Source organism: Allobosea sp. 10L422 (assembly GCF_056395345.1).
The window spans coordinates 179,927-203,569 of the sequence record NZ_JBFTJI010000003.1 but is presented as its reverse complement, the minus strand read 5'-3'; the positions used below and the strand labels follow the sequence as shown (position 1 = coordinate 203,569).

The following is a 23,643-nucleotide window of genomic DNA, read 5'->3' as shown; positions in this document are numbered from 1 at the left end:
CGGCTCAGGAGCCGACCTTCAGGCCCTTTTCCTTGAAGTACCTTGCGGCGCCCGGATGCAGCGGGATCGGCATGCCTTCCAGCGCGGTTTCCAGCTTGATCGCTTTGCCGGCCGCATGAGCGGCGGCGAGGTCGCCCAGATTCTCGTACATCGCCTTGGTCATCTGGTAGACGAGGTCTTCCTTCACGCCCTCATGCGTCACAAGGTAGTTGACGACCGCCGCGGTCTGAACCGGCGCGCTCTGGCCGGTATAGGTATTGGCCGGGATGGTCGCCTTGATGAAGGGAGAACCCGCCTTGTCGACCGTCGCGGCCGGCACCTCCACGACTGTGATCTCGACGGAGGTCGCGAGGTCGCGCAGCGAAGCGACGCCGAGCCCGGCCGATTGCAGGGTGGCGTCGAGCTGGCGGTTCTTCATCAGCTCGACCGACTCGGCGAAGGGCAGGTACTCGATCTTGCCGAGATCCTTGTAGGTGATGCCGGCGGCGGCGAGGATGGCGCGGGCATTGAGCTCGGTGCCGGACTTCGGCGCGCCGACCGAGAGGCGCTTGCCCTTGAGGTCGGCCAGCGTCTTGATGCCGCTATCCTTCGAGGCAACGATCTGGACGTAGTTCGGATAGATCGCGGTAACGCCGCGCAGCTTCTTCAGCGGTGCCTTGAAGCCGGCTTCTTCCTCGCCCTTCCAGGCGGCATCGAGCGAATCGCCGAGGGTGAAGGCTATCTCGCCCTTGCCCTGCTGCAGCAGCACGAGATTCTCGACCGAGGCCTTCGTCGCTTGAACGGTCGGCCGGGTGCCGGGCACTTTCTCGCCGTAGATTTTCGAGAGCGCGACGCCCATCGGATAATAGACGCCGGAGGTGCCGCCGGTCAGGATGTTGACGAATTCCTCGGCGCGAGCGGCCGCGGGAGCCGCAGCTATGAGGACGGCGGCGGCGAAGCCGGCCAGACGATTGTTGCGGAACAGTGCTTTCATGACATCTCCCTGAACGTCGCTTCGGCTCATCCGGCCGATTGATCGCGTTTTTAGAGCACGGTGCCGACGAAAGGGAAAGCTCAACCGGGTCTGCCGCGTTCCGTCTTTAGCCCAAGCCCACGGACTGGTTTCGCCATGATCGGCTGCCTATCTCTGGGGTTGCACTGGCGCCCGCCCTCCTGGGGACGGCGGCCGGGGCATCCGAGCAACGAGCTGACAGGAACGACATGTACGACCGTGCCGAGCAGGGTAGCAGCCAGGGGCTTCGCCTCGACCGACGGACTCTTCTCGCAGGTGCGGGTGCCACGGCGACACTGGCGGCGTTGGGGTTCACGCCAGAGGCGCTGGCTCAGCAAGGGCTCAAACTTGGAGAGGCCGAGGATTTCACCTTCGAGGCATTGAAGGTGCGGGCGAAGCAGATGGCCGCGCAGGCTTATCAGCCGCCGCCGAGCCCGCGGCCGGATGTGCTGCAGCGGATCGATTACGACGCGCACGGCAAGATCAGGTTCAAGCCGGAGATGGCGCTGTGGGCGAACGGACCGTCGCCCTGGCCGGTGACCTTCTTCCATCTCGGCCGCTATTTCCAGAAGCCGGTGCGGATGCATGTCGTCGAGGCTGGCCGAGCGCGCGAGATCATCTACGACGAGAGCTATTTCGAAATGCCGGCCGACTCGCCGGCGCGCGGGCTGCCGACCGGGGCCGGTTTCGCCGGCTTCCGCTTCCAGGAGAGCCGCAGTGGCCAACCCGGCCCCAAGGGCGAGACGCTCGACTGGAAGAAAAACGACTGGGTCGCCTTCCTCGGCGCATCCTATTTCCGTGCCATCGGCGAGCTCTACCAGTACGGCCTCTCGGCGCGTGGCCTCGCCATCGACCCGGCAGTCGCCGGCCGGTCGGAGGAATTCCCCGACTTTACCCATATCTGGCTGGAGACGCCGAAGGACGGCGCCGAATATGTCACGGTCTATGCGCTGCTCTCGGGGCCGAGCGTGGCGGGCGCCTATCGCTTCCGCATGCATCGCGGCAAGGGCGTCACCATGGAGATCGAAACCTCAATCCATCTGCGCAAGGACGTCGAGCGGCTCGGCATCGCACCGCTGACCTCGATGTTCTGGTATTCCGAGACGTTGAAGCCGACGGCGATCGATTGGCGCCCGGAGGTCCATGATTCCGACGGGCTTGCGCTGTGGACGGGCCCGGGCGAGCGCGCCTGGCGGCCGCTCAACAATCCGCCGCGCACCATCGCCTCGGCCTTCGTCGACAACAATCCGCGCGGCTTCGGGCTGATGCAGCGCGATCGCGAAGCCGAGCATTATCTCGACGGCGTATTCTACGAGCGCCGCCCGAGCCTCTGGGTCGAGACGGAAGGCGAGTGGGGGAGGGGCTCCGTCCAGCTGATCGAGATCCCGACCGATGACGAAATCCACGACAACATCGTCGCGATGTGGGTGCCGGAGGCCTCGGCTAGAGCAGGCAGTTCGTACAACTACCGCTACACGCTGCACTGGCTCGCCGACGAACCGTTTCCGACGACGCTCGGCCGGGTTGTCGCGACACGGCTGGGAAATGGCGGCCAGCCCGGAACAGCGCGCCCCAAGGGCGTGCGCAAGTTCATGGTCGAGTTCCTCGGCTCGGCGCTGGAGACGATCCCCTTCGGGGTGAAGCCGGAGGTGGTGCTTTCGGCCTCGCGCGGCAGCTTCTCCTACATCTTCGCCGAGGCGATGCCTGACGATGTCCCCGGCCACTGGCGCGCCCAGTTCGATCTTGCCGTGGGGGGGAGCGAGCCGGTCGAGTTGCGCTGCTATCTCAAGGCCGGCGATACGGTGCTGACCGAGACTTGGCTCTACCAGTATCTCCCGTTCTGAGGAACGGTACCATCCAGCAGGCTATAGACATGCGCCCCGGCGATCGCGATGCCGACAACGACCACCTGGCTCGCCACACCCGCGAAGGTGAGCGGATAAATGTAGGCGTCGCCATCGGCGACATCCATGCCGCCTGTCATGGCGATCATGATCCCGACTATGCCCGCCATCGTCGCGGCTCCCGGCAAGACGACGACCGCCAGGAGCCGCCATGTCAGGCCGCCCGTTCTCGCGATGGATTGAGCGAGCCCTAGATCCTGCCTTCCGAGCGCGAGGGCGCTGAACGCCAGCGTCGTCCTCAGTAGCAGCCAACTCAACACTATCGCGAAAACCAACTTCGCAACCATGATGACGGGAGATGCCGGGACGCTGCTTGAAATCACCAACATGATCGAGAGCGCCACGATATTATAAGCGCCATATCGCAAGCTCGCGACTGAAGGCGCGCCGATCCGGAAATCCACAGCCCTCCCGGAGACGACCTCCCGTATTGCGAGGAGGCAAAGGGGCAGCCATAGGATCGCCGACAAAACGTTCAGCAGCCACGACGCCCCGAAATTCTGGAGCGATGGCGCGTCCTGCCCGGCCAAATCCACCAGCACGAGCCGATAGTTGATCGGGATCGCACATATGGTTGCAACCAGAACCATCAAGGGATGGCGCAGCGGAAAGCGCAAGAGATCACGCAAGGTCGCGCCCGCGACCAAAAGCACTGGCAACGTCATGATAAGCCCCCCGGCCCGATGAGAACAAATAAAGTACAAAATTTTGCCCAGTGCAAGCGCCTTTGCCGTGATTTCGTGGAGGCCATGCCGGCTGCCATTGCTTTGCGCGTAATGTAACATTATACCAGTGCGCATGCCGTCGCAGAACCATGATCACTCCCATGCCGTGGCGATCGGGCCCGGTTTTTCGCTGCTGCGGATGTCCGCGCCGGCGCGGCTGGGGCTTGCCGGGTTCGTCGTCGCCTTGCTGTGGCTGGCGACGCTGGCCGTGATCCTTTGATCGAGTAGCGTTGATGTCCGCCATTCGCCTGACCGACCTGACGCTGGGCTATGACCGCCATCCCGCGGTGCATCACCTCTCCGGCGAGATCGAGGCCGGGAGCCTGACCGCCATCGTCGGGCCGAACGGGGCCGGCAAATCCACCTTGCTCAAGGGCATCGCAGGCGCACTCGCGCCGCTGTCCGGCGGCGTTGCGCTCGCCAAAGGCAAGAGGCTCGCCTATCTCCCGCAATCGGCCGATCTCGACCGCTCCTTCCCGATCCATGTCTACGACCTCGTCGCCATGGGGCTGTGGAACCGGGCGGGCATCTTCGGCCGCATCGGGGCAGGTGCTGCGCACAAGGTCGAGCATGCCATCGCGGCTGTGGGCCTGACCGGCTTCGAGCGCCGGCCGATCGGCACGCTGTCCGGCGGGCAGATGCAGCGGGCGCTGTTCGCGCGCCTTCTGCTGCAGGACGCCGAAATCATCCTGCTTGACGAGCCCTTCACCGCCATCGATGCGCGTACCACTGCCGATCTGCTGGAACTGGTGCAGCGCTGGCATGGCGAGAGCCGCACGGTCGTCGCCGTGCTGCACGATATCGAAACGGTGCGGCAAGCCTTTCCGCGGACGCTGCTGCTGGCGCGCGAGGTCGTCGCCTGGGGCGAGACCGGCGCGGTGCTGACGCCAGAGAACCTGTTGAAGGCGCGGCGCATGGTCGAGGCCTTCGACAGCCACGCCGCACCCTGCCAGCGCGACGCGGCGTAAATGATCAAGCCCTCACCCTGAGGAACAGTCTTCGGGCTGCGTCTCGAACGATGCTTCAGTGCGGGCTGAAACATCCTTCGAGACGCCGCTTCGCGGCTCCTCCGGACGAGTGCTGAGGAAACAGACGGAACAGGCGCGCCCGTGCTCTACGATCTCCTCATCGGCCCCTTTGCCGAGTTCGACTTCATGCGCCGCGCGCTCGTCGGCGTGACGGCGCTGTCTGTCTCCGGCGCGCCGATCGGCGTCTTCCTGATGCTCCGGCGCATGAGCCTGACCGGCGATGCCATGGCCCATGCGATCCTGCCCGGAGCGGCGCTGGGCTACCTCGTCGCCGGCTTCTCGCTGCCGGCAATGACGATCGGCGGGCTCGCGGCCGGCTTTGCGGTGGCTCTCGCCGCTGGCGCTGTGGCGCGCGCGACGGTGTTGAAGGAGGACGCCTCGCTCGCCGCCTTCTACCTGATCTCGCTGGCGCTCGGGGTCACCATCGTCTCCCTGCGCGGCTCGGCGATCGACCTGCTGCACGTCCTCTTCGGCAATGTGCTCGCGCTCGACGACGGCGTGCTGATCCTGCTCGCCGGTGTCGCGACCGTTTCGCTCACGGCGCTGGCGGCGCTCTACCGGCCGCTGGTGGTGGAATGCGTCGATCCCGGCTTCCTGCGCTCGGTCAGCCGCTCCGGCGGATTCGTGCACCTGACCTTCCTCGCCCTCGTCGTGCTCAACCTCGTCGCCGGCTTCAATGCGCTCGGCACGCTGCTCGCCGTCGGCATGATGATGCTGCCGGCCGCGGCCGCCCGCTTCTGGACGGCCGACATCACCCGGTTGCTGCTGCTGGCGACCGGATTCGGCATCGTCGCGGGCTATGCCGGGCTGGTGGTGTCCTATGCGGCGGGCTCGAGCCTGCCGGCCGGGCCGGCGATCATCCTGGCCGCCGGCGTGCTCTATCTGCTCTCGCTCCTGCTGGGGTCGCAGGGCGGTCTTGCGCGGCGCGCCTTGATCCGGCCACATCTCGAACGCTAGAAACGTTATATCGTTTCAATTCGAGCGGAGACTTTCATGCCCAGCCGTCGCAGCCTTGCCGCCTATCTGTTCGCGGGGCTCGCCCTCGCCACGCTGCCCGCCGCCGCTTTCGCGCAGGAGAACGCGCAGGGCACGAAGCTGCCGGTGGTGGCGAGCTTCTCGGTGCTGGCCGATTTCGTGAAGCAGGTCGGCGGCGAGCGGGTCAGCGTGACCTCGCTCGTCGGGCCGAATGGCGACGCCCATGTTTATTCGCCGACCCCGGCGGATGCGAAGGCCATCGCGGCGGCGAAACTCGTCTTCATCAACGGCCTGCATCTCGAAGGCTGGCTGCCGCGGCTGATCAAGTCGTCCGGCACGAAGGCCCCGCTCGTCACCGCTACAAAGGGCATCAAGCCGATCGAGGCGGCCGAGGAAGGGCACGAGGCCCGAGGATCCGGCAAAGGCGGGCACGACCACGGCCATGACGATCCGCATGCCTGGCAGAGCATCGCCAATGCCCGCGTCTATGTCGCCAATATCCGCGATGCGCTCGGCGCCGCCGACCCGGCCGGCAAGGCGAGCTATGACGCCAATGCCACGGCCTATCTCGCCAGGCTCGACGTGGTCGAGGGCGAGGTCAAGGCAGCGGTCGCGCGCATCCCGGCCGATCGGCGCCGGGCGATCACCACCCACGACGCCTTCGGCTACTTCATCAAGGCCTATGGCATCGCCTTCATCGCCCCCCAGGGCGTCTCGACCGAATCCGAGGCCTCGGCCAAGGATGTCGCCAGCATCATCCGCCAGGTGAAGGCGCAGAAGGTGCCGGCGGTGTTCCTGGAGAACATCAGCAATCCCCGCCTTATCGAGCAGATCGCCCGGGAGAGCGGCGCGAAGATCGGCGGCACGCTCTACTCCGATGCGCTTTCCGACGCCTCGGGCCCGGCGGGGACTTACATCGACATGATGAAGCACAATATAAGCGAGATCGAGAAGGCGCTCGCCGCCGGCCCGGCCTGACCGGGCGGTGCCGTCCCCAGCGTCCCACAGCCATTCAGGTCAGACCATGTCCGAAAAAATCCCCGTCACGGTGCTCACCGGCTATCTGGGTGCCGGCAAGACCACGCTCCTCAACCGCATCCTGACCGAGGACCACGGCAAGAAATTTGCCGTCATCGTCAACGAGTTTGGCGAGGCCGGCATCGATGGCGACCTCATCGTCGGCGCCGACGAGGAAATCTTCGAGATGAACAATGGTTGCATCTGCTGCACTGTGCGCGGCGACCTGATCCGCATCCTCGACGGGCTGATGAAGCGCAAGGGCAAGTTCGACGCGATCATCGTCGAGACCACCGGTCTCGCCGATCCCGCGCCGGTCGCGCAGACCTTCTTCGTCGATCAGGATGTCGGCGACGCCACCCGTCTCGACGCGGTGGTGACCGTGACCGACGCGAAGTGGCTGAAGGACCGGCTCAAGGACGCGCCGGAGGCGAAGAACCAGATCGCCTTCGCCGACGTCATCATCCTCAACAAGACCGATCTGGTGACGCCGGAGGAGCTCGCTGAGGTCGAGGCGGCGATCCGCGCCATCAACCCCTATGCCAAGCTGCACAAGGCCGAGCGCGCCAATGTCGATATTGCTGCTCTGCTCGACCGCAACGCCTTCGACCTCGACCGCATCCTCGACATCGAGCCGGACTTCCTCGAGGCCGGCCACCATCACCATCATGCCGAGGATGTCCGCTCGATCTCGCTGACCATTCCGGGCGAGGTCGATCCCGAGAAGTTCATGCCGTGGATCAACGACCTCACCCAGATCCAGGGACCGAACATCCTGCGCTCAAAGGGCATCCTCGCCTTCAAGAACGAGCCGCGCCGCTTCGTCTTCCAGGGCGTGCACATGATCCTGGACGGCGATCTGCAGCGTGACTGGAAGGATGGCGAGAAGCGCGAGAGCCGCCTCGTCTTCATCGGGCGCGGTCTCAACGAGAACGAATTGCGCAGGGGGTTTGAAGCCTGCGCGGCCTGAGTTAAAGCCGCGTCATGACGACGATGACCCAACCCGTCTCGCTGCGCGAGCATGTCACCCCGATTGATGCGGAGGCGCATGTCGTCGCCGCCCGCTGGCTGAAACAGGGGCTCGCGCTCGCGCTTGCCGACGGGCGCGTGCTGCGTTGGCGCGACGGCGCGACCGACATGGTCGAGGCCCATGCGGGGGGCATCCTCTGCGCGACCGGCGACGGCGAAAGGCTGATCTCGGGCGGCGATGACGGGCGCGTCGTCGCGACCCGGATCGAGGGCGAGCCGGAGGAGCTGGCGAAAGACCCCAAGCGCCGCTGGATCGACGCGATCACGCTTTCAGCCTCGGGCAATCTCGCCTGGAACACCGGCAAGACCGTGCATGCCCGCGACGAGAAGGGCCGCATCCGCACGTTGGAAGCGGCGAGCACGCCGCAGGGGCTGGTCTTTGCGCCGAAGGGCTACCGCCTGGCCATCGCCCAGATGAACGGCGTCTCGCTCTGGTATCCCAACACCGAGGCGAAACCCGAGTTCCTTGAGTGGAAGGGCTCGCATCTCGACCTCGCATGGTCGCCGGATGGGCGTTTCGTCGTCAGCTCCATGCAGGAGAATGCGCTGCATGGCTGGAAGCTCGGCGACAAGCCCGGCCATATGAGGATGACCGGCTATCCGGCCAAGCCCCGTTCGCTGTCATGGTCGCATGACGGGCTCTGGCTGGCGTCCAGCGGGGCGGACGGCGCGATCGTCTGGCCGTTCCAGGGCGATGGGCCGCAGGGCAAGGCGCCGCGCGAATGCGGCGTGCGCCGCGCCCGCGTCACCCGCGTCGCGTTCCATCCGGGCGCTCTGGTGCTGGCGATCGGCTATGACGATGGTTGCATCCTGCTGGTCCGACTGACCGACGGTTCCGAATTGCTGGCGCGGCCCGCGGAGCGCGACAGCGGCATCAGCGCTTTCGCCTGGGACAAGGCCGGCAAGCGGCTCGCCTTCGGCGCCGAGGACGGTGCCGCCGGCGTGCTCGTTCTGCCGAGCTGAGAACCGCATGCGCTTCGGGCTTTTCGGCAAGAGCGAGGCCCGCAAGGGCGGCGACGCGAAAGCCCAAGCGAAGGCTGCGGCCGAGCGATTGAAGGCGCAGGTCACGGAACTGCTCGGCCTGCCCGAGACCACGGCGATTGCCGTCAACGAAATTCTCTGCGCCGATCCGGCATGTCCGGGCACCGAGACGGTGATCCTGGTGATGGAGCCCGGCAAGAAGACCCGCGCCTACAAGCTGGCGATGGCGATGGGTGAAGTGACGGCGGAGGCGTTGGTCGAGGTGTTCCGAGATGCTCGGGCGTGACCCCGGCAACTTGGGAACCAGTGTCCTTTCGTCATGAGATTCTCGGGTCAAGCCCGAGAATGACGGGCTCGCCTTCCACGCTCAGGGCTTGAGGCCATCCGGCAGGGCCGGCGCGTCGGCGCGGAGCACGATGCCGACGCGGCGGTTACAGGGCAGGTAGGGGTTGTCCTCGATCAGCGGCTCGGTGCCGCCCTTGCCGGGGACCGAGAAGAAGCGCTCGTTCGGCACGCCGGCATTGGCGAGGATTTCGCGGACCGCATTGGCGCGGGTGATCGAGAGACCCCAGAGATCGCCTTACGGCGCGGTGCCCGGACGCGGCGTCGCGCTGTGGCCGGAGATGGCGATCTCGTTCGGCATCCGAGACCTGGATTAACGATAATGATCAGCTCTCGAAGGAGCCGTTAAGCTTGACCGCTTGCCCGCCGCGCCCATTCGGCTAAAGCTCGGAGCGATGTCGCTTCTTTCGCTCTATGCCCGTGTCCTCGGCGAGCTCGGCCCCGAAAGGCGGCTGGGCCTCGTCCTGGCATTGGCCAATGTGCTGCTGGCCGCGGTCGCCTTCGCGGAGCCGATGCTCTTCGGCACGCTGATCGACCGGCTGACCACGATCCAGGCGTCCGGCGGCAAGCTGAGCTGGGACAGCATCGACTATCTGATCCTTGCCTGGGTCGGCTTCGGCCTGACCAATATCGGGCTCGGCGTCTTCGTCGCGCTCCATGCCGACAGGCTGGCCCATCGCCGCCGGCTCGCCGTGATGGCCCAGTATTTCGAACATGCGCTGACCTTGCCGCTCGCTTATCACACGCAGACCCATTCCGGCCGCGTGCTCAAGGTGATGCTCGACGGCGCGAGCGCGATGTGGGCGCTCTGGCTCTCCTTCTTCCGCGAGCATTGCGCCTCGATCGTCGCGCTGTTCGTGCTGCTGCCCTTCACCATCTGGAAGAACTGGCAGCTCGGCCTGCTGCTGATCGCGCTCGTCATGCTGTTCGGGGCGCTGACGGCCTTCGTGCTGCGCCGGACCGACCGACTCCAGCGCAATGTCGAAGCGTATCATTCCAGCTTGGCCGAACGGGCCTCGGATGCGCTCGGCAATGTGCCGGTGATCCAGAGTTTCACACGCATCGAGGCCGAGGTGCGCGGCCTGCGCTCGACCATCACGAACCTCCTCAATGCGCAGCTGCCGGTGCTGTCCTGGTGGGCGGTGGCGAATGTCGCGACGCGGGCCTCGGCCACGCTGACGGTGCTGGCGATCTTCATCGTCGGCACCTGGCTCCTGATGCACGGCCAGACCACCGTCGGTGAGATCGTCACCTTCATGGGTTTCGCGACGATGCTGGTCGGGCGCCTCGAACAGATCGTCGCCTTCGTGAACTTCATCTTCATGCAGGCGCCGAAGATGCGCGATTTCTTCGAGGTGCTCGACACTTTGCCGACCGTGCGCGACCCGCCGAACGCTCCGGACCCCGGCCGGCTCAGCGGCGCCGTCGCCTTCGAGGACGTCTCCTTTTCCTATGACGGCAAGCGCACCGCGGTGCGCGACGTCTCCTTCTCGGTGCGGCCGGGTGAGACGATCGCGGTCGTCGGCTCGACCGGCTCGGGCAAATCGACCACGCTCGGGCTGCTGCACCGTGCCTTCGATCCGCAGTCGGGGCGGATCACGGTCGACGGCCTGGACATACGCGACATCTCGCTGCTCTCGCTGCGACGCAATATCGGCGTCGTCTTCCAGGAGCCGATGCTGTTTGCGCGATCGATCCGCGAGAACCTGCTGGTCGGCAAGCCGGAGGCCACCGATGCCGAGCTGATGCAGGCGCTCGACCGGGCCCAGGCGAGCGAGGTGATGGCGCGCCAGCCCGATGGCCTCGACACTCTCGTCGGCGAGCGCGGGCGCACGCTCTCCGGCGGCGAGCGGCAGCGAATCTCGATCGCCCGCGCGCTGCTCAAGAACCCGCCGATCCTGATCCTCGACGAAGCCACCTCGGCGCTCGACGCCGCGACCGAGGTGAAGCTGCAGAAGGCGCTGGAAGAGGTGATGAAGGGGCGCACCACCTTCGTCATCGCGCATCGACTCGCCACGATCCGCAATGCCGACCGTATCCTTGTCTTCGAGCAGGGGCAGGTCGAGGAGATGGGCACCTTCGACGAGCTCGTCGCCAAGGGCGGGCGCTTCGCGGCGCTGGCGCGGGCGCAGTATCTCGTCAGCGACAATCCCGCGCCGCTCACCGAAAGCGACGTCAGTCCGCTGGCGCAAAAAATCACCGCCGGCTGATACGCCGCCGGCTCTTGGAAGGCCCTTCGCGAAGGAGCGCATGCGACATCAGCCGTTGCGCCGATGTCGCCTTTCCCGCTTATTAGGTCGCGCCCTTCCCGCAACAGAACTTCCGTGTGACGACGACGATGATGATCCTTCGCCTTGCCTGTGCCTGGGCTTCGGTTGCCGCCTTCCTCCTGTTCGGCGACACTTTGCTCGGTCAGCTTGGCGGGCCGCTGCCGTCGCTGCTTCTCTTTCTCTGGCTGCTCGGAATCATCGTCTGGTCGTCCTTCGGCGTGGTGCATGAGGCCGAGGAACTGGCGGAAAGGCTCGGCGAGCCCTATGGCACGCTGCTTCTGACCCTATCGATCGTCATCATCGAGGTGGCGCTGGTCGGCGCCGTCATGCTGGGCGCGCAAGGCGCGCCGACGCTCGGCCGCGACACGATGTTCGCGGTGCTGATGATCGTGCTCAACGGCGTGGTCGGCGTCGGGCTGCTCATCGGTGGACTCAGGCATTTCCAGCAGCGCTACAATCTCAAGGGCGCCACGTCCTATCTGGCCGTGATCATCCCGCTGACCGTGATCCCGCTCTTCCTGCCGAATTTCACGACCTCGACGCCGGACGGGACGCTGACCTCGTTCCAGGCGATCGCCTTTTCGATCTTCACGGTCGCCCTGTACGGCGCCTTCCTTGCGCTCCAGACGGGCCGGCACAGCATGTTCTTCCGGGAACCCGAGGAGGACGGCAAGCCGGCGTCGGCATCGGCTGCAGCGGAAGAAGGGGCGGCTTCGCCGTCTTCCGTGGGTGAATTGCTGCCGCGCGTCGGCCTGCTGCTTGCCAACATCCTGCCGATCGTCATCCTGTCGAAAAGCCTGGCGAAGGTGCTCGATTTCGGCATCGCTCAGCTCGGCGCCCCGGCGGCGCTCGGCGGCATCCTGATCGCGATGGTGGTGTTCACGCCGGAATGCATCGCGGCACTGCGGGCGATCACAGCCAATCAGCTCCAGCGCGCGGTCAATCTGTGCCTGGGCGCGGCGGCCTCGACGCTCGGCATGACCGTGCCCGCGGTGCTGCTGATCGGTGTCTTCACCGGCCAGCCGGTCGTGCTCGGCCTGTCGGCGACGAACATGGTGATCGCCGCCATGACGCTGCTGCTCTCGACGCTGACCTTCACCGGCACCCGCACCACCATGCTGGAAGGGGCGGTGCATCTCGCCGTGTTCTTCGTCTTCCTCGTACTGGTGTTCAGCCCCTGACCGGCGTGCGATAACCTCGCAGGTAATCGACCCGCGCCGCGCAGCGCGTCATGGTCTCTTGCAACGGCCGGCCCTTAGACGGCTGCCAGGGAGACGATCATGACCGCCTACGCCATCGCCCATCTGCAGGATGTGCGCCTCGGGCCCGAGATCATCGACTACATCAAGCGCATCGACGCGACGCTTGTGCCCTATGAAGGCCAGTTCCTGCTTCATGGCGCGACGCCCGAGATCGTCGAGGGGCCATGGCCGGGCGATCTCGTGATCATCGCCTTTCCCGATATGGAGCGAGCGCGCGCCTGGTACGCTTCACCAGCCTATCGCGAGATCCTACCGCTCAGGACGGAGAATTCGCGCGGCGCGACGATGATCGTGAAGGGCGTGGCGCCCGGCTATCGCGCAACAGATTTCCTTGCCAAGGCCGGGCTGGCTTGACCCCGGTCAGGCCGCCAGTTCGGCCTCGATGAAGCTGCGGACCTCATCGGTCGCGACTCCCGGCGCTATGAAGCTCTTGCCGATGCCGCGGGCGAGGATGAAGGTCAGGACGCCGCGCTTGACCTTCTTGTCCTGCGCCATCGCCTCGACGATCTGATCGGCGCTGCCCGCCCCGCCCGGCACCTGCTGCAGACGGCTGGGCAGGCCGACATGGTCGAGATGACGCGCGACCCGCACGGCGTCCTGGCCGGAGCAGAGCCCGAGGCGCTGCGAGAAGCGGAAGGCGAGCGCCAGGCCGATGGCGACAGCCTCGCCATGGACGAGCCGGCTGGAGTCGTAGTTTGTCAGCCGCTCCAGCGCATGGGCGAAGGTGTGGCCGAGATTGAGCAGGGCGCGGTCGCCCTCCTCGCGCTCGTCGCGGGTGACGATCGCCGCCTTGGCGCGACAGGAGACGGCGACGGCATGGTCACGCTCCGGCCCGCCGGCGATGACGCGGCTCCAGTTCGCCTCGCACCAGTCGAAGAAAGCGGGATCGTCGATCAGCCCGTACTTCACCACCTCGGCATAGCCGGCCTTGAACTCGCGCTCGCTCAGCGTGTCCAGCAGGGCGGTATCGGCGATGACCAGAGCGGGCTGATGGAAGGCGCCGATCAGATTCTTGCCATATGGCGAGTTGATGCCGGTCTTGCCGCCGACGGAGGAATCGACCTGAGCCAGCAAGGTGGTCGGCACCTGGACGAAGCGTACGCCGCGCCGGAGCACCGCTGCAGCAAAGCCGGTGAGGTCGCCGACAACGCCGCCGCCGAAGGCGATGACGAGGTCGTTGCGTTCGACCTTCGCCGCTAGCAGCGCGTCGCAGAGCGCGATGAACTGGGCATAGGATTTCGAGCCCTCGCCCGGGGGGATGGTGATGCGGGTCGCGGTGATGCCCTCCTGACGCAGGCAGGTCTCGAAGGCGGCGCCGTGCAGGGCGGCGACGCTCGTATCGGTAACTAGGGCAGCCCTTGCTCCCGGCGCGAAGGCGGCGATCAGAGCCGCCGCCTCGCAGAGCTGGTGGCGGCCGATATGGATGTCGTAGGCGCGGCCTTCGAGCGCGACGGGGACGACGATGCGCGCGCCGGCCTTCTCGGTCAGGGTGGCGTTCATGACGTTTATTCTCCGGCCGTCAGGCGCAGATAGCCGTTCAATGCGGCAATGGTGTCGCCGACCACGATTTCGTGAGGCTCGTCGCTCGACAGGATGGTCAGGTCGGCGAGGGCATAGACGGGCTCGCGCTCGGCCAGCATCCGGCGCAGCGTCGCCTCCGGATCGGCAGTCTGGAGCAGCGGGCGGTTCGAGCGTTTGCGGACGCGGCGCATCAGCACATCCGGCTCGGCCTTGAGCCAGACCGAGATACCGAACTGCTTGATCCGCTCGCGCGTCTCGGCATTCATGAAGGCGCCGCCGCCGGTCGCCAGCACGACGGGCGACTGCGTCTCGAGGATGCGGCTGATCACGCGCCGTTCGCCCTGGCGGAACTCGGCCTCGCCGCGCTGCTCGAAGATCTCGGGGATCGTCATGCGGGCCGCCGTCTCGATTTCCACATCGGCGTCGATGAAGGGCATGCCGAGCCGCGAGGCCAACCGGCGCCCGACCGAGCTCTTGCCGGAGCCCATCATGCCGACGAGCACGATGGCGCGCCCGCCGAGGGCGGTGCGGAGATCGGCCATGTCCGGGGCGGCGATGGTGGCAGCGGCGGTCATCAATCTATTTTCCTTGGAAGGGCCTGTAGCACGCGGCTGCCGGCCGCGTCATGCCTTCGTCATGGCTTTTTGGCCGCGCTTTGCGCGCAGCTGTGGCGTGCCAGCCCTTGCGCGATGTGGACGGCATCGCGGATAGTAACTCGGCCCAAGATCGCGCGATTGCGAAAGTCAGCCCGACGTGCCGACGTTATTCCGTTTCCTCGCCTTCGTCGCGATCATCGCCGGTCTGATCTTCGGGGGCATGATTGCGCTTGTGACTTTCGTCCAGCCGGTGCAGCGCGAGATGGTCGAGATCGTACCGCCGGCGAAACTGCAACCGAAATGAGCCGCCTGTCGCGCCAGCGGCTGAATGCCTTCCTCGATATGCTGGCGGCCGAGCGCGGCGCGGCGCGCAACACGCTCGCGGCCTATGAGCGCGATATCGAGGATTATCTCGAATTCCTCGGCGGCAAGGCGCCGGGGGAGGCGACCCCCGAGGACATTCGCGGCTGGCTGGTGGATCTTTCGGAGCGCGGGCTCAAGGCCTCGTCCGCGGCACGCAGGCTGTCCGCCGTCAGGCAGTTCCACCGCTTCCTCTACACCGAAGGTCTCGCGGGGACCGACCCGACCGCAGCGATATCCGGGCCGAGGCAGGGGAGGCCGTTGCCGAAGGTCGTTTCCGTCGGCGATGTCGACCGCCTGCTCGAAGCCGCGCAGATCGCCTGTCTGCAGGAAGGGCTGACACCCGCCGCGCGGCTGAAGGCCTTGCGGATGCGCTGCCTCGTCGAGATGCTCTATGCCACGGGCCTGCGCGTCTCCGAGCTGATCGCACTGCCGCGCTCGGCGGCGACGACGCGCGAACGCTTCCTGATCGTGCGCGGCAAGGGCGACAAGGAAAGGCTGGTGCCGCTGAACGAGGCGGCGCGCCAGGCCGCGCGGGACTGGCTGACGGGCTTGACGGAGGCGGGGCTGGCCGATGGGCGCTGGCTCTTCCCGTCCGATGGCGAGAGCGGGCACCTGACGCGGCAGGTCTTCGCGCGCGATCTCAAGACGCTGGGCGGAGCGGCAGGGCTTTCAGCTCCGGCTCTGAGCCCGCACGTGCTGCGCCACGCCTTCGCCAGCCACCTGCTGCAGAACGGCGCCGATTTGAGGGTGGTGCAGGAACTGCTCGGCCACGCCGATATCGCGACGACGCAGATCTACACACATGTCCTCGACGAGAGGCTGAAGAGTATGGTGCGCGATCTCCATCCCCTGGCGGATGGAGATCGCGAAACCGGCAAAGAGTGAGGTCGACGCGGCCGGCCGAGATTGCCTGCATCGACAGGCCAAATCGCATCATCCGCTCCCATCAGGCCGCGCGGCTCACTGGCTCTCGCATCCGAACGGCTCTCTTGTGCCTAGAACCGCAGGCTGAGCCCCACGACCGGTCCATGCTGGAGCATATCGAACGCGTAGCGTCGACGCCCCTCTCCCTGCTCATAGTCGACGTAGAGCGCGCGGTAGCCGATGATGCCGGAATAGGTGACGCCGTTCTTCTCGGCGAAATCGAAGCTATATGCTGCGATGGCCTGCCAAGAGAACTTGCTGCCGCCCCCGCCGATATCGCTGCGCAGAAGCAATTCCTGCCCGGGAGCCACGGCGACCCGCATGCGGGCGCCGACAAAGCCGTCTAGCCAGTCCACCGAACCGGAACGGGCAATGGCCAGGTTGCGCGCAAAACTGAGATCGCCGATGTCGGTTGTCGTCGCGCGGTCAAACGACAGCTCGGCGCGCTGATACCAGTAACGTGCGCCCCCCAGGACATCAAACCCCACAGAACCGAAGCGTGCGACCTCGTATGCGGAGCCGACCTCGAGCGTTGCCATTGAGACGCTCATATCGCCTGAGGTCCCGACCGTGCCGGTCACCCCCGGCACCACACCGCGCGACCTGACGTTGCTGCGGTCTATGCCGAGTTTTGTCCAGACGAAATTGCCGTAGAACGCCAGGGGCCCGTTGCGGGCCTCCAAATCCCCCATCAGACCGACGAGCGTGCCGCCATTTCCCGCGGTGGCATCGACGATGTCGATGAAGCTTGCCGAGACCTTGGCGGTTCTCCCCTTTACGGTCTGATTTCCGTTGAGGGATGTGAGCCAACCATAGGGGGTGAAGCGGAACGTCCATGCCGATGTCATGGCAGGCGGCACAGGCGGGGCCGGGGGCGGCAAATCAGCAGCCTCGGCCCTCGCGCTGCCGAGGGTCAGGGCGACAAGGATGGAAAGCCCGCAATGTCTGGCGCTGAGAGTCAATGCAGTTGCCCTTAATCGCCCGTGGGTGCGCCGAGTCGGTAGTTCCTTTGTAGAGCCCGATTCGAGGACGGGTAAAGGGTCTGGCATTCCGAAAAATAGGCCGTCTGGGGTTGCCTGTTGGCAGGGTCTGCGCAGATCGTGGCGAGTTGCTCTTGCCGCGATTGCGACGTTTGACAGCCGGTGAGAATGGCGCTCGCCAAGACGACCGAACCAATCAATCGAAGTGATGTCATTGTGATCGCCCCTTTTTTGAGTTCGGATCATGGGCCGGGCCGGTAATCCGACCCGGATAGTCAGCGGAAGGGCAGCGCCTTCGAATTAAGGCTTCATCTCGATGCCGCGCTCGACGCGCATATCCTTGAACACGACGGCGATGGCCTCGATCACGCGCTTGTTCGGATTGGCCTTGCAGTATTGAATGACCTCGTGCTCCGCCTCTTTTCCACGCTTGACGTTGAGCATGTGCTTTCGCGCAAGGCCATTGTACCACCCGCTGTACCAAGTCGTCAGCATGTCGGCGTCTTCTTGAAACGTACCGGCCAGCTGCGCGCAGGTCAATTTCTGCACGTCGATGTAACCATTCTCGTCTGCATACGAGCTCAGCATGGTCTGTGCGACCGCGGGGGTGGCAAGCACGATCGCCAAGAGCGATGCAGACAGTAATTTTCCGTTCATTTTAATCACCTCACAGAATTGTGCCGGAAATTATCTTAAGAAAATTTTGCAGTAACCTTTTCAAGTCTGTTTCGTGACGGCGGGTATCGTCCAGGTTCCATTGATGATCGACGGATCGGTTTCGCTCGGCCAATACATGCGAAGCATCAGGATGAAGTCGCCGGCCGGCGCGGGGAGCCAGTTCGACTCCTTATCCTTGCCGGGCGATTCGTGCTGGATATACAGATCGGTGGAGCCGTCCGGATTGGATTGCAGGTTCTCGCGGGGGCTGATCGAGTACCGGTTGAGCGGGTTGTTCACGAAGAAATACTTGTCGTCATACATGGTCAGCGACCAGAACCCCTCCACGGGCGGCAAATGCCCTTTGGGGAAACGCATGACGTATTTGTTGGCCCCGTTGTATTTGCGGCCCGCGGCATCGTGTTGCGAGGTCGGATAGACTGCATCCTGGGGGCGATTGGCGCCGAGACCGATGGCGGTTACAAGCGCCCGCATCAGATAGTCGGTGCCGTAGATGCCGGTCTTTGTCGTAAAGGCAAAGCCGTTCTCGTTCTTGATCGCCCTGTTGATCTTGAATTGCAGCATGATCCTGTCAAAGGCGACTTCCGGGATGCGCTTCGCCAGGTCGACCTTGAATTTGCTCTCGTCGAAATCCTGCCCCGGGACGATGCCGATGCGCGCAAACCGCGCCAGCTCGGGAGCATCGGCGTCCGATGGCGGATTGCTCTTCATCAACTCGCTGAGCAGTTTGAAGTAGGACACCGCATCCATGCGGTTGACCTGATCTCGCACCGGGGTCTTCATGTCGATCGACGGATCGACCTTCCCGGGCTGCGGCGTATAAGGCTTGCCGTAGGCGCTGAGCGGAACGAGCTTGAACTCGTCTTGCAGCTTGTGGACTGCCGCGTAGTCCTCGGGCGTGCCGGTGCAGTAGATCCGCCCGAGCAGCCAGACGATGTTCGTCAGGGATTTATATTCCTTCACGCCGTCCGGCAAAGTGCCTTTCCAGCCGGGGCCGGTGATCGCATAGGTCTGCGCACCGGTGCCGGTCGTGCGCTTGCCCGGGACCTGGAAGACCGTCGTCCAGCCGTCGAGCATCGGCAGCAGGAAGTATCGTCCCTTCATGTCGGGAACGCTGAGGACCCAGGGTTCCTTTCCGACATCGAAGAACGAGGTGGTGTAAAGCGTATCCGCGTTGGGCGCAGTGACGTCACGGAAGGACGCGTCGGGATAGCTGCGCAGCTTGATGATATGTCCCATCGGACCCCGCGTTCCCACGGGCTCGGCCACATTGGTGATGATCCGCCGGGTCATCTCCATGGTGACCAGCGGATAACCGAAGATGTAGGCGTCGGTCGCGAGCCAAAAATCCTCCAGGCCTTCGCCGATGCCGAGGAAGGCCCCTTGCTCGGCGAGTGCCGAGTGCCCCATCGTCGCGCTTGTCAGTGCGCCTATGCCGCCGAAGGCTGCAGTTCGCCGAGTGATCTTCATTGTGCACCTTCCACCTTGCGCCAGGCCGAAGCGAGCCGGTGAGCACTTGCAGCAGCGCGCCTCCGGGCACTCCTCGCGAAACCGCGCCGCTGAGCTCGATTGCCCTTCGGCGACGGCGATTTAAGCTTGGGCATTTGGCGTCCCCGCTCGCGCGGAATCTTGCCATTTCGCGCCAAAAGCGCGTGTGCGGGAAAGTGCTCCATGCCGGCGTTTGGGCTGAAGCGCCGTCATTTGCGTTGCTGCCGCCTGTAACGTGCAGGCTGGGTTTTCATCAGGCGCCTGAAGCTGCGGGAAAAGCTGGTCGGGCCGGTATAGCCGAGGAGCAGAGCAATCCGCGAAATCGTCTCGTTGGTTTCAGTCAGCAGGCGGCAGGCGGTGGCAAGCCGGACTTCGGCGACGATTTCGCTATGACTGGTTGCCTGCGCTGCCAGGTGCCGTTGAAGTGAGCGGGCGCTAACTCCGAGTCGACTTGCAATATGTCGAAGGGATGCGCCACTCTGCAATGACGCCGCGACAGCTTCTCGCACTGCGTGTTCGGAGGGGATATGTCCGAGCTTCATTACCTTGTCACGAAGGGCCGGAACCTTCGTGTCTCCGTCCACTCAGCGTGCCAATTAACGATCGATTAGATCACTCGTCTGGCCATCGCCCGCCAAAATCGGGATGGCGAGAGATTTCGCTTCGTAACAGGTAGATCATGGCCTGGCATTGATACGAGAAGTAGTTCCGTCGGGTAGCCTTGGGGGAGGCGATCGTTATGAGAAATATTCCTTTAGCACGCTGCCAATTCGTCATCCCTTTCGCCGATATCTGCGATGAGATTGGCGCTCCTACTGCATCATTGCTGGAAAAATCCCGGCTTCCCACTTCGCTCGAGGAGAAGGCAGACGATTTCATGCCTCTGCTGCGCGCGGTTGAATTCGCCGAGGAAGCACAGAGATCGCAAGGTATCGTGGATTTCGGATTTCAGGCAGCGAAGCGACTTCAGTTTTGCCACCTCAGCGCGAAGTTCCGGGCGGTCATCGGATGTTCACCGACGCTGTTCACCGCTCTGCAGCAAGTCTGCAAATGGGCGACGCTGGAGGACAACGTTCTCAATATGTGGCTCGAACGGGCCGATGATCATATCAAGGTATGCAGCAAGCTGATCGGCACATCAGGCATCCCTCACCTCGAACATTCGCAGTGGCTTCAGAATATTTTTTCGATTCATATCGTACAACAATTCGCTGGGCCCGAATGGAAGCCCGCAACAATAGCATTCGAAGCTCGCTACCGTCCAAGCGCAGAAACCCAAGCCCGATGGCCCAATACGCGGTTTCTTTCCGGACAATTTGCTTCGTGGATCGAAGTGCCGCTCTCCTTCATGGGATTTCCCGGCCGTGTGAGCGAGGTGCCGCTTGATTTTCTCGACGAGGATGTCGGGCCGGCCGGGGGGGAAATCATCGGTGCACTCAGGTTGATGTTGCCCTCCTATCTGGACGAAGGGGTTCCGAGCGTCGCGGAGATCGCCGAGATGGCGGGGACCAGCGTCCGGAGCCTTCAGCGCCGGCTCTCGGTCGCCGGCCTCACCTACTCGGAACTGCTCGAAGCCGCCCGGTTTGAAAAAGCGGCCAAGCTTCTGCTGACGACGGACGTCAAAGTGATCGACGTGGCGTTTGCCGCAGGCTACGCGGACCCGGCGCACTTCACCCGCGCATTCCGCCGCATGTCAGGTACGACCCCGCGTCGTTTTCGCGATGAAGCGAGATCGCGATAGCCTCGCCGTCTCCGTCCGCCGCTTGGCCTTGGTGTCTGCGACGCTCTGCCGATGTCCGGCCGCGCGCATTGCGTTGAGAGATCGTCGAGCCCTGACGATGTGTGGACGCGAACGCGGAAACTGCCTGCATAGATGTTTAACATCATGTTCCGACGTATATATCGAAGTGTACGTTTTATACTTGAGGTGAATCCAAATTCGCGTTTCTGATTTTGAGCATCTCTCAATTCGGTTTGGTATTTTTGGTTTAGAATAATTCTATTCAAGAGACTTTCGCTTGCTATTCCTGCTCAGAGGACTACAGGGCAAGCGCTTTCGATTTTTGGTCACCTTGAATGCCACGACTTTCAACGCTGGCGGTTTTTGTCGCGACGCTGGCGGCGTGGCATGTGGCGAGCACCTCCGGCTGGGTTACGCCCTTCCTGCTGCCGTCGCCGCGGACCGTGCTGGAAACGCTGATCGAGCTGTCCGGCTCGGGTGTCCTCGCCAAGCATATGCTGGTCAGTCTGAAGCGTGTCGGCGCGGGTTATCTGGTCGCGATCGGCCTGGCCGTTCCCGTCGCGCTGCTGTTCAGTCTCAGCGGAGCGCTACGCCGCATGGTCGAGCCGCTGCTGGAGTTCCTTCGCCAGATCCCGCCGCTGGCAATGATGCCGCTGCTGATCCTGTGGCTCGGCATCGGCGAGACGCAGAAGATCGGGATCATCGTTCTGTCCTGCTTCTTCCCGATCTTCCTGGGTGTTCGCGGCGGCATCGCCGCCGTCGACCGCAAGCTCATCGATGTCGGAACGGTCTACGGTTTCAGCCGCGCCGAGATCATGCTGCGGATCGTCCTCCCCTCTGCCTTGCCGTCGATCGTGGTCGGCCTGCGCATCGGCCTCGGCTATAGCTGGCGGGCCTTGGTCGGCGCCGAGCTCATCGCCTCCTCCGCCGGCCTCGGCTACATGATCGTCGACGCGGAGAACCTCGCGCGCACCGACATCGTCCTGGCCGGCATCCTGGTGATCGGAGTGCTCGGTCTCATCAGCGATCACCTGCTTCGATACCTCATCAGCCGCAAGGCAAGCTGGCTGTCCGGCGATCTGGAGATGGCGCGTGCTTGAGGCGCGCCATCTCGGCAAGACCTATCGGTTGGGCGAGACGGAGGTCGTCGCCCTCGCCGACGTCGATCTGGCCTTCCCGCGGGGCTCGATCACGACCGTGGTCGGCCGCAGCGGCTGCGGGAAGACCACCTTGCTGCGCCTTCTCGCCGGCCTCGAGCTGCCGACCAGCGGTGAGCTGATGCGCCAGGCCGGCCCCGTGCGAACGGGTGTCGTCTTTCAGGAGGCACGGTTGATGCCCTGGCTCGACGCGCTCAGCAATGTCGCCTTCGGCCTGCGCCGACGCTTGCCCGCCTCGGTCGCCGAGGAACGCAGCCGCGCCGCTCTCGAAACCGTCGGGCTGTCCGCCTTCGCCGACGCCATGCCCAGCCAGCTATCGGGCGGCATGGCGCAACGCGTCGCGATCGCCAGAGCCCTGGTGACGGAACCGGATCTGCTGCTGCTCGACGAGCCCTTCGCAGCGCTCGACGCCTTCACCCGCCGCGCCATGCAGAACGAACTGATCGCGATCTGGCAGAAGAAGCGGCCGACCATCGTCTTCGTCACCCATGATGTCGAGGAAGCCGTCCTGCTCGGTCAGCATGTGCTCGAGCTCGAGCGGGGCCGTGTCGTCGGCCATGAACCGATCGATCTGCCGTTCCCGCGCGATCCGACGGCGACCGCCGTGAACGATCACCGCCGGCGCATCCTCGCCAATCTCACCGCACCAGGGCGGAACTCCGCATCCGCAATGCATCCCGCCCTCGACAAGGAGCCCTCCCGATGAAACGTCTCGCTGCCCTGGGCCTTGCGCTCGCATTGCTGATCGGCCCCGCGGTGGCCGCGGACAAACCGAAGACGGTCCGCGTCACCTATGTGACCGCGCCCTTCAACGTGCCGTCCATCGTGATGCGCGAGAAGGGCTATCTCGACGAGGCCTTCGCCAAGTTCGGCATCAAGGTGGAGAATCCCGAGATCACCTCGGGCGCCCAGCAGACGCAGGCCCTCGCTGCCGGCGAAATCGATATCGCCAGCGTGCTCGGCGGCACCTCGGCGATCCTCGCGCGCGCCAATGGTGTCGACCTCAAGGTCGTGGCGGCCTATGCCCGCTCGCCCAAGGCCTATTTCCTGATGACCCGTGCGGATGGCCCAGCGAAGATCGCCGATCTCAAGGGCAAGAAGATCGCCGGGCCGAAGGGCACGGTGCTGAACCAGCTGCTGGTCGCGGCGCTCGCCTCGCAGAAGCTGACGCTGAACGACGTCGAATACATCAATATGGACCTGCCGGCGGCGCGGGCGGCCCTGCTCGCGGGCCAGGTCGACGTCGCGACGCTTGCCGGCGCCAACGTCACCCTGGTCGAGAAGGCTGGCGGCAAGGCGCTGACCAGTGGCGAAGGACTGATCAAGCCGACGACGGTGATCGGGGCCCGCACGGCTTTTGCCGAACAGCATCCCGATCTGCTCGCCGCCTATTTCGAGGCCCATCGCAAAGCTCTCGACTTCATGGCCAAGAACCCGGAGGAGGCGCTGGCGATCGCGGCGAAGGAGCAGAAGATCTCCATAGAGGATGCCCGCGCGCAGATGCCTCTCTACGATTTCACGCCCGCGATGACCGAGGCCGACATCGCCAATCTGTCCGAAGATCAGGACTTCATGATCCAGGCGGGCATGCTGCCCAAGGCCAAGGCGATCGACATCAAGACGAGCCTTGTCGCGCCCTCCGCCTTCACCCTGAAGTAAGCCAGCGCGGCG

Annotated in this window: 26 protein-coding genes; 17 read left to right on the top strand and 9 right to left on the bottom strand. The window is 64.7% G+C overall.

Features of this window, described 5'->3' with window-relative positions; genetic code table 11:
* Nucleotides 1-4: 4 nt before the first annotated feature.
* Complete coding sequence (locus AC1DEZ_RS09195; protein WP_441511701.1) at nt 5-973, bottom strand: TAXI family TRAP transporter solute-binding subunit; 969 nt, start codon at nt 971-973, stop codon at nt 5-7.
* A 227-nt stretch (nt 974-1,200) separates the two neighbouring features.
* On the opposite strand from AC1DEZ_RS09195, the gene AC1DEZ_RS09190 reads away from it, so the two are divergent.
* Nucleotides 1,201-2,835 carry an OpgD/OpgG family glucan biosynthesis protein gene (locus AC1DEZ_RS09190; protein WP_476779512.1) on the top strand — a complete coding sequence of 545 codons (1,635 nt, stop codon included), beginning with the start codon at nt 1,201-1,203 and terminating at the stop codon, nt 2,833-2,835.
* On the opposite strand, the gene AC1DEZ_RS09185 is transcribed toward AC1DEZ_RS09190, so the two are convergent.
* Nucleotides 2,814-3,680, bottom strand: a complete 867-nt coding sequence (locus AC1DEZ_RS09185) for a hypothetical protein (protein WP_476779511.1) — start codon at nt 3,678-3,680, stop codon at nt 2,814-2,816. The genes AC1DEZ_RS09190 and AC1DEZ_RS09185 overlap by 22 nt on opposite strands.
* 13 nt (nt 3,681-3,693) lie before the next feature.
* Here AC1DEZ_RS09185 and AC1DEZ_RS09180 point away from each other — a divergent pair, with 13 nt between their 5' ends.
* From AC1DEZ_RS09180 to AC1DEZ_RS09150, 7 genes are all read left to right on the top strand, one after another.
* Nucleotides 3,694-3,840: a hypothetical protein gene (locus AC1DEZ_RS09180; protein WP_441511704.1), complete on the top strand. Its 147-nt coding sequence runs from the start codon at nt 3,694-3,696 to the stop codon at nt 3,838-3,840.
* A gap of 13 nt (nt 3,841-3,853) precedes the next feature.
* Entirely contained in the window at nt 3,854-4,588 is a 735-nt protein-coding gene (gene aztA / locus AC1DEZ_RS09175; protein WP_476779510.1) for a zinc ABC transporter ATP-binding protein AztA, read from the top strand.
* Nucleotides 4,589-4,774: 186 nt separating this feature from the next.
* Nucleotides 4,775-5,605 (top strand): metal ABC transporter permease, encoded by an 831-nt coding sequence (locus AC1DEZ_RS09170; RefSeq protein WP_476779669.1) that lies wholly within the window; start codon nt 4,775-4,777, stop codon nt 5,603-5,605.
* Nucleotides 5,606-5,641: 36 nt separating this feature from the next.
* Complete coding sequence (locus tag AC1DEZ_RS09165) at nt 5,642-6,601, top strand: metal ABC transporter substrate-binding protein (protein WP_441511706.1); 960 nt, start codon at nt 5,642-5,644, stop codon at nt 6,599-6,601.
* A gap of 46 nt (nt 6,602-6,647) precedes the next feature.
* On the top strand, nt 6,648-7,610 hold the full coding sequence (locus AC1DEZ_RS09160; RefSeq protein WP_441511707.1) for a CobW family GTP-binding protein: 963 nt from the start codon (nt 6,648-6,650) through the stop codon (nt 7,608-7,610).
* A gap of 14 nt (nt 7,611-7,624) precedes the next feature.
* Nucleotides 7,625-8,632: a WD40 repeat domain-containing protein gene (locus tag AC1DEZ_RS09155; protein WP_476779509.1), complete on the top strand. Its 1,008-nt coding sequence runs from the start codon at nt 7,625-7,627 to the stop codon at nt 8,630-8,632.
* A 7-nt stretch (nt 8,633-8,639) separates the two neighbouring features.
* Complete coding sequence (locus AC1DEZ_RS09150; protein ID WP_476779508.1) at nt 8,640-8,936, top strand: hypothetical protein; 297 nt, start codon at nt 8,640-8,642, stop codon at nt 8,934-8,936.
* Between the two features lie 81 nt (nt 8,937-9,017).
* Here the strand turns inward: AC1DEZ_RS09150 and AC1DEZ_RS09145 are convergent, their stop codons facing one another.
* Complete coding sequence (locus AC1DEZ_RS09145; protein WP_476779507.1) at nt 9,018-9,164, bottom strand: hypothetical protein; 147 nt, start codon at nt 9,162-9,164, stop codon at nt 9,018-9,020.
* Nucleotides 9,165-9,387: 223 nt separating this feature from the next.
* Between AC1DEZ_RS09145 and AC1DEZ_RS09140 the strand changes: the two genes are divergently transcribed.
* The 3 genes from AC1DEZ_RS09140 to AC1DEZ_RS09130 all read left to right on the top strand — a co-directional run bounded on the left by AC1DEZ_RS09140 (nt 9,388) and on the right by AC1DEZ_RS09130 (nt 12,878).
* Entirely contained in the window at nt 9,388-11,202 is a 1,815-nt protein-coding gene (locus tag AC1DEZ_RS09140) for a glucan ABC transporter ATP-binding protein/ permease (RefSeq protein ID WP_476779506.1), read from the top strand.
* Nucleotides 11,203-11,330: 128 nt separating this feature from the next.
* Complete coding sequence (locus AC1DEZ_RS09135; RefSeq protein WP_441511712.1) at nt 11,331-12,443, top strand: calcium:cation antiporter; 1,113 nt, start codon at nt 11,331-11,333, stop codon at nt 12,441-12,443.
* A gap of 99 nt (nt 12,444-12,542) precedes the next feature.
* Nucleotides 12,543-12,878 carry a DUF1330 domain-containing protein gene (locus AC1DEZ_RS09130; RefSeq protein WP_441511713.1) on the top strand — a complete coding sequence of 112 codons (336 nt, stop codon included), beginning with the start codon at nt 12,543-12,545 and terminating at the stop codon, nt 12,876-12,878.
* A gap of 6 nt (nt 12,879-12,884) precedes the next feature.
* On the opposite strand, the gene aroB is transcribed toward AC1DEZ_RS09130, so the two are convergent.
* The gene (aroB, locus tag AC1DEZ_RS09125) at nt 12,885-14,024 is read right to left on the bottom strand and encodes a 3-dehydroquinate synthase (protein WP_476779505.1); all 1,140 of its coding nucleotides are present in this window, start codon (nt 14,022-14,024) and stop codon (nt 12,885-12,887) included.
* Nucleotides 14,025-14,029: 5 nt separating this feature from the next.
* Entirely contained in the window at nt 14,030-14,623 is a 594-nt protein-coding gene (locus tag AC1DEZ_RS09120) for a shikimate kinase (RefSeq protein WP_441511715.1), read from the bottom strand.
* A 175-nt stretch (nt 14,624-14,798) separates the two neighbouring features.
* Between AC1DEZ_RS09120 and AC1DEZ_RS09115 the strand changes: the two genes are divergently transcribed.
* Both AC1DEZ_RS09115 and AC1DEZ_RS09110 read left to right on the top strand, forming a co-directional pair.
* A complete protein-coding gene (locus AC1DEZ_RS09115) occupies nt 14,799-14,945 on the top strand; it encodes a histidine kinase (RefSeq protein WP_441511716.1) in 147 nt (48 codons plus the stop codon).
* Nucleotides 14,942-15,889, top strand: a complete 948-nt coding sequence (locus tag AC1DEZ_RS09110; RefSeq protein ID WP_476779504.1) for a site-specific tyrosine recombinase XerD — start codon at nt 14,942-14,944, stop codon at nt 15,887-15,889. The genes AC1DEZ_RS09115 and AC1DEZ_RS09110 overlap by 4 nt, the downstream gene beginning before the upstream one ends.
* 110 nt (nt 15,890-15,999) lie before the next feature.
* Here AC1DEZ_RS09110 and AC1DEZ_RS09105 read toward each other — a convergent pair whose 3' ends face one another.
* From AC1DEZ_RS09105 to AC1DEZ_RS09090, 4 genes are all read right to left on the bottom strand, one after another.
* A complete protein-coding gene (locus AC1DEZ_RS09105; RefSeq protein WP_476779503.1) occupies nt 16,000-16,890 on the bottom strand; it encodes a hypothetical protein in 891 nt (296 codons plus the stop codon).
* A 318-nt stretch (nt 16,891-17,208) separates the two neighbouring features.
* Entirely contained in the window at nt 17,209-17,565 is a 357-nt protein-coding gene (locus AC1DEZ_RS09100) for an HdeA/HdeB family chaperone (RefSeq protein WP_441511719.1), read from the bottom strand.
* A gap of 60 nt (nt 17,566-17,625) precedes the next feature.
* A complete protein-coding gene (locus tag AC1DEZ_RS09095) occupies nt 17,626-19,056 on the bottom strand; it encodes a DUF1254 domain-containing protein (RefSeq protein ID WP_441511720.1) in 1,431 nt (476 codons plus the stop codon).
* A 227-nt stretch (nt 19,057-19,283) separates the two neighbouring features.
* Nucleotides 19,284-19,616 (bottom strand): helix-turn-helix domain-containing protein, encoded by a 333-nt coding sequence (locus tag AC1DEZ_RS09090; protein ID WP_441511721.1) that lies wholly within the window; start codon nt 19,614-19,616, stop codon nt 19,284-19,286.
* 197 nt (nt 19,617-19,813) lie between these two features.
* Between AC1DEZ_RS09090 and AC1DEZ_RS09085 the strand changes: the two genes are divergently transcribed.
* The 4 genes from AC1DEZ_RS09085 to AC1DEZ_RS09070 all read left to right on the top strand — a co-directional run bounded on the left by AC1DEZ_RS09085 (nt 19,814) and on the right by AC1DEZ_RS09070 (nt 23,631).
* Nucleotides 19,814-20,815, top strand: coding sequence for a helix-turn-helix transcriptional regulator (locus AC1DEZ_RS09085; protein WP_441511722.1), 1,002 nt, complete (start codon nt 19,814-19,816; stop codon nt 20,813-20,815).
* Nucleotides 20,816-21,150: 335 nt separating this feature from the next.
* A complete protein-coding gene (locus AC1DEZ_RS09080) occupies nt 21,151-21,915 on the top strand; it encodes an ABC transporter permease (RefSeq protein ID WP_476779502.1) in 765 nt (254 codons plus the stop codon).
* A complete protein-coding gene (locus AC1DEZ_RS09075; RefSeq protein ID WP_476779501.1) occupies nt 21,908-22,678 on the top strand; it encodes an ABC transporter ATP-binding protein in 771 nt (256 codons plus the stop codon). The genes AC1DEZ_RS09080 and AC1DEZ_RS09075 overlap by 8 nt, the downstream gene beginning before the upstream one ends.
* A complete protein-coding gene (locus AC1DEZ_RS09070; protein WP_476779500.1) occupies nt 22,675-23,631 on the top strand; it encodes an ABC transporter substrate-binding protein in 957 nt (318 codons plus the stop codon). Before AC1DEZ_RS09075 ends, AC1DEZ_RS09070 begins: the two co-directional genes overlap by 4 nt.
* Nucleotides 23,632-23,643: the final 12 nt, after the last annotated feature.

Bases quoted from the DNA above. Each gene is read 5' to 3' on its own strand.
- AC1DEZ_RS09195 (WP_441511701.1), bottom strand. From the start codon at position 973: ATGAAAGCACTGTTCCGCAACAATCGTCTGGCCGGCTTCGCCGCCGCC.
- AC1DEZ_RS09190 (WP_476779512.1), top strand. From the start codon at position 1,201: ATGTACGACCGTGCCGAGCAGGGTAGCAGCCAGGGGCTTCGCCTCGAC.
- AC1DEZ_RS09185 (WP_476779511.1), bottom strand. From the start codon at position 3,680: ATGTTACATTACGCGCAAAGCAATGGCAGCCGGCATGGCCTCCACGAA.
- AC1DEZ_RS09180 (WP_441511704.1), top strand. From the start codon at position 3,694: ATGCCGTCGCAGAACCATGATCACTCCCATGCCGTGGCGATCGGGCCC.
- aztA (WP_476779510.1), top strand. From the start codon at position 3,854: ATGTCCGCCATTCGCCTGACCGACCTGACGCTGGGCTATGACCGCCAT.
- AC1DEZ_RS09170 (WP_476779669.1), top strand. From the start codon at position 4,775: ATGCGCCGCGCGCTCGTCGGCGTGACGGCGCTGTCTGTCTCCGGCGCG.
- AC1DEZ_RS09165 (WP_441511706.1), top strand. From the start codon at position 5,642: ATGCCCAGCCGTCGCAGCCTTGCCGCCTATCTGTTCGCGGGGCTCGCC.
- AC1DEZ_RS09160 (WP_441511707.1), top strand. From the start codon at position 6,648: ATGTCCGAAAAAATCCCCGTCACGGTGCTCACCGGCTATCTGGGTGCC.
- AC1DEZ_RS09155 (WP_476779509.1), top strand. From the start codon at position 7,625: ATGACGACGATGACCCAACCCGTCTCGCTGCGCGAGCATGTCACCCCG.
- AC1DEZ_RS09150 (WP_476779508.1), top strand. From the start codon at position 8,640: ATGCGCTTCGGGCTTTTCGGCAAGAGCGAGGCCCGCAAGGGCGGCGAC.
- AC1DEZ_RS09140 (WP_476779506.1), top strand. From the start codon at position 9,388: ATGTCGCTTCTTTCGCTCTATGCCCGTGTCCTCGGCGAGCTCGGCCCC.
- AC1DEZ_RS09135 (WP_441511712.1), top strand. From the start codon at position 11,331: ATGATGATCCTTCGCCTTGCCTGTGCCTGGGCTTCGGTTGCCGCCTTC.
- AC1DEZ_RS09130 (WP_441511713.1), top strand. From the start codon at position 12,543: ATGACCGCCTACGCCATCGCCCATCTGCAGGATGTGCGCCTCGGGCCC.
- aroB (WP_476779505.1), bottom strand. From the start codon at position 14,024: ATGAACGCCACCCTGACCGAGAAGGCCGGCGCGCGCATCGTCGTCCCC.
- AC1DEZ_RS09110 (WP_476779504.1), top strand. From the start codon at position 14,942: ATGAGCCGCCTGTCGCGCCAGCGGCTGAATGCCTTCCTCGATATGCTG.
- AC1DEZ_RS09100 (WP_441511719.1), bottom strand. From the start codon at position 17,565: ATGAACGGAAAATTACTGTCTGCATCGCTCTTGGCGATCGTGCTTGCC.
- AC1DEZ_RS09095 (WP_441511720.1), bottom strand. From the start codon at position 19,056: ATGAAGATCACTCGGCGAACTGCAGCCTTCGGCGGCATAGGCGCACTG.
- AC1DEZ_RS09090 (WP_441511721.1), bottom strand. From the start codon at position 19,616: ATGAAGCTCGGACATATCCCCTCCGAACACGCAGTGCGAGAAGCTGTC.
- AC1DEZ_RS09085 (WP_441511722.1), top strand. From the start codon at position 19,814: ATGAGAAATATTCCTTTAGCACGCTGCCAATTCGTCATCCCTTTCGCC.
- AC1DEZ_RS09080 (WP_476779502.1), top strand. From the start codon at position 21,151: ATGCCACGACTTTCAACGCTGGCGGTTTTTGTCGCGACGCTGGCGGCG.
- AC1DEZ_RS09070 (WP_476779500.1), top strand. From the start codon at position 22,675: ATGAAACGTCTCGCTGCCCTGGGCCTTGCGCTCGCATTGCTGATCGGC.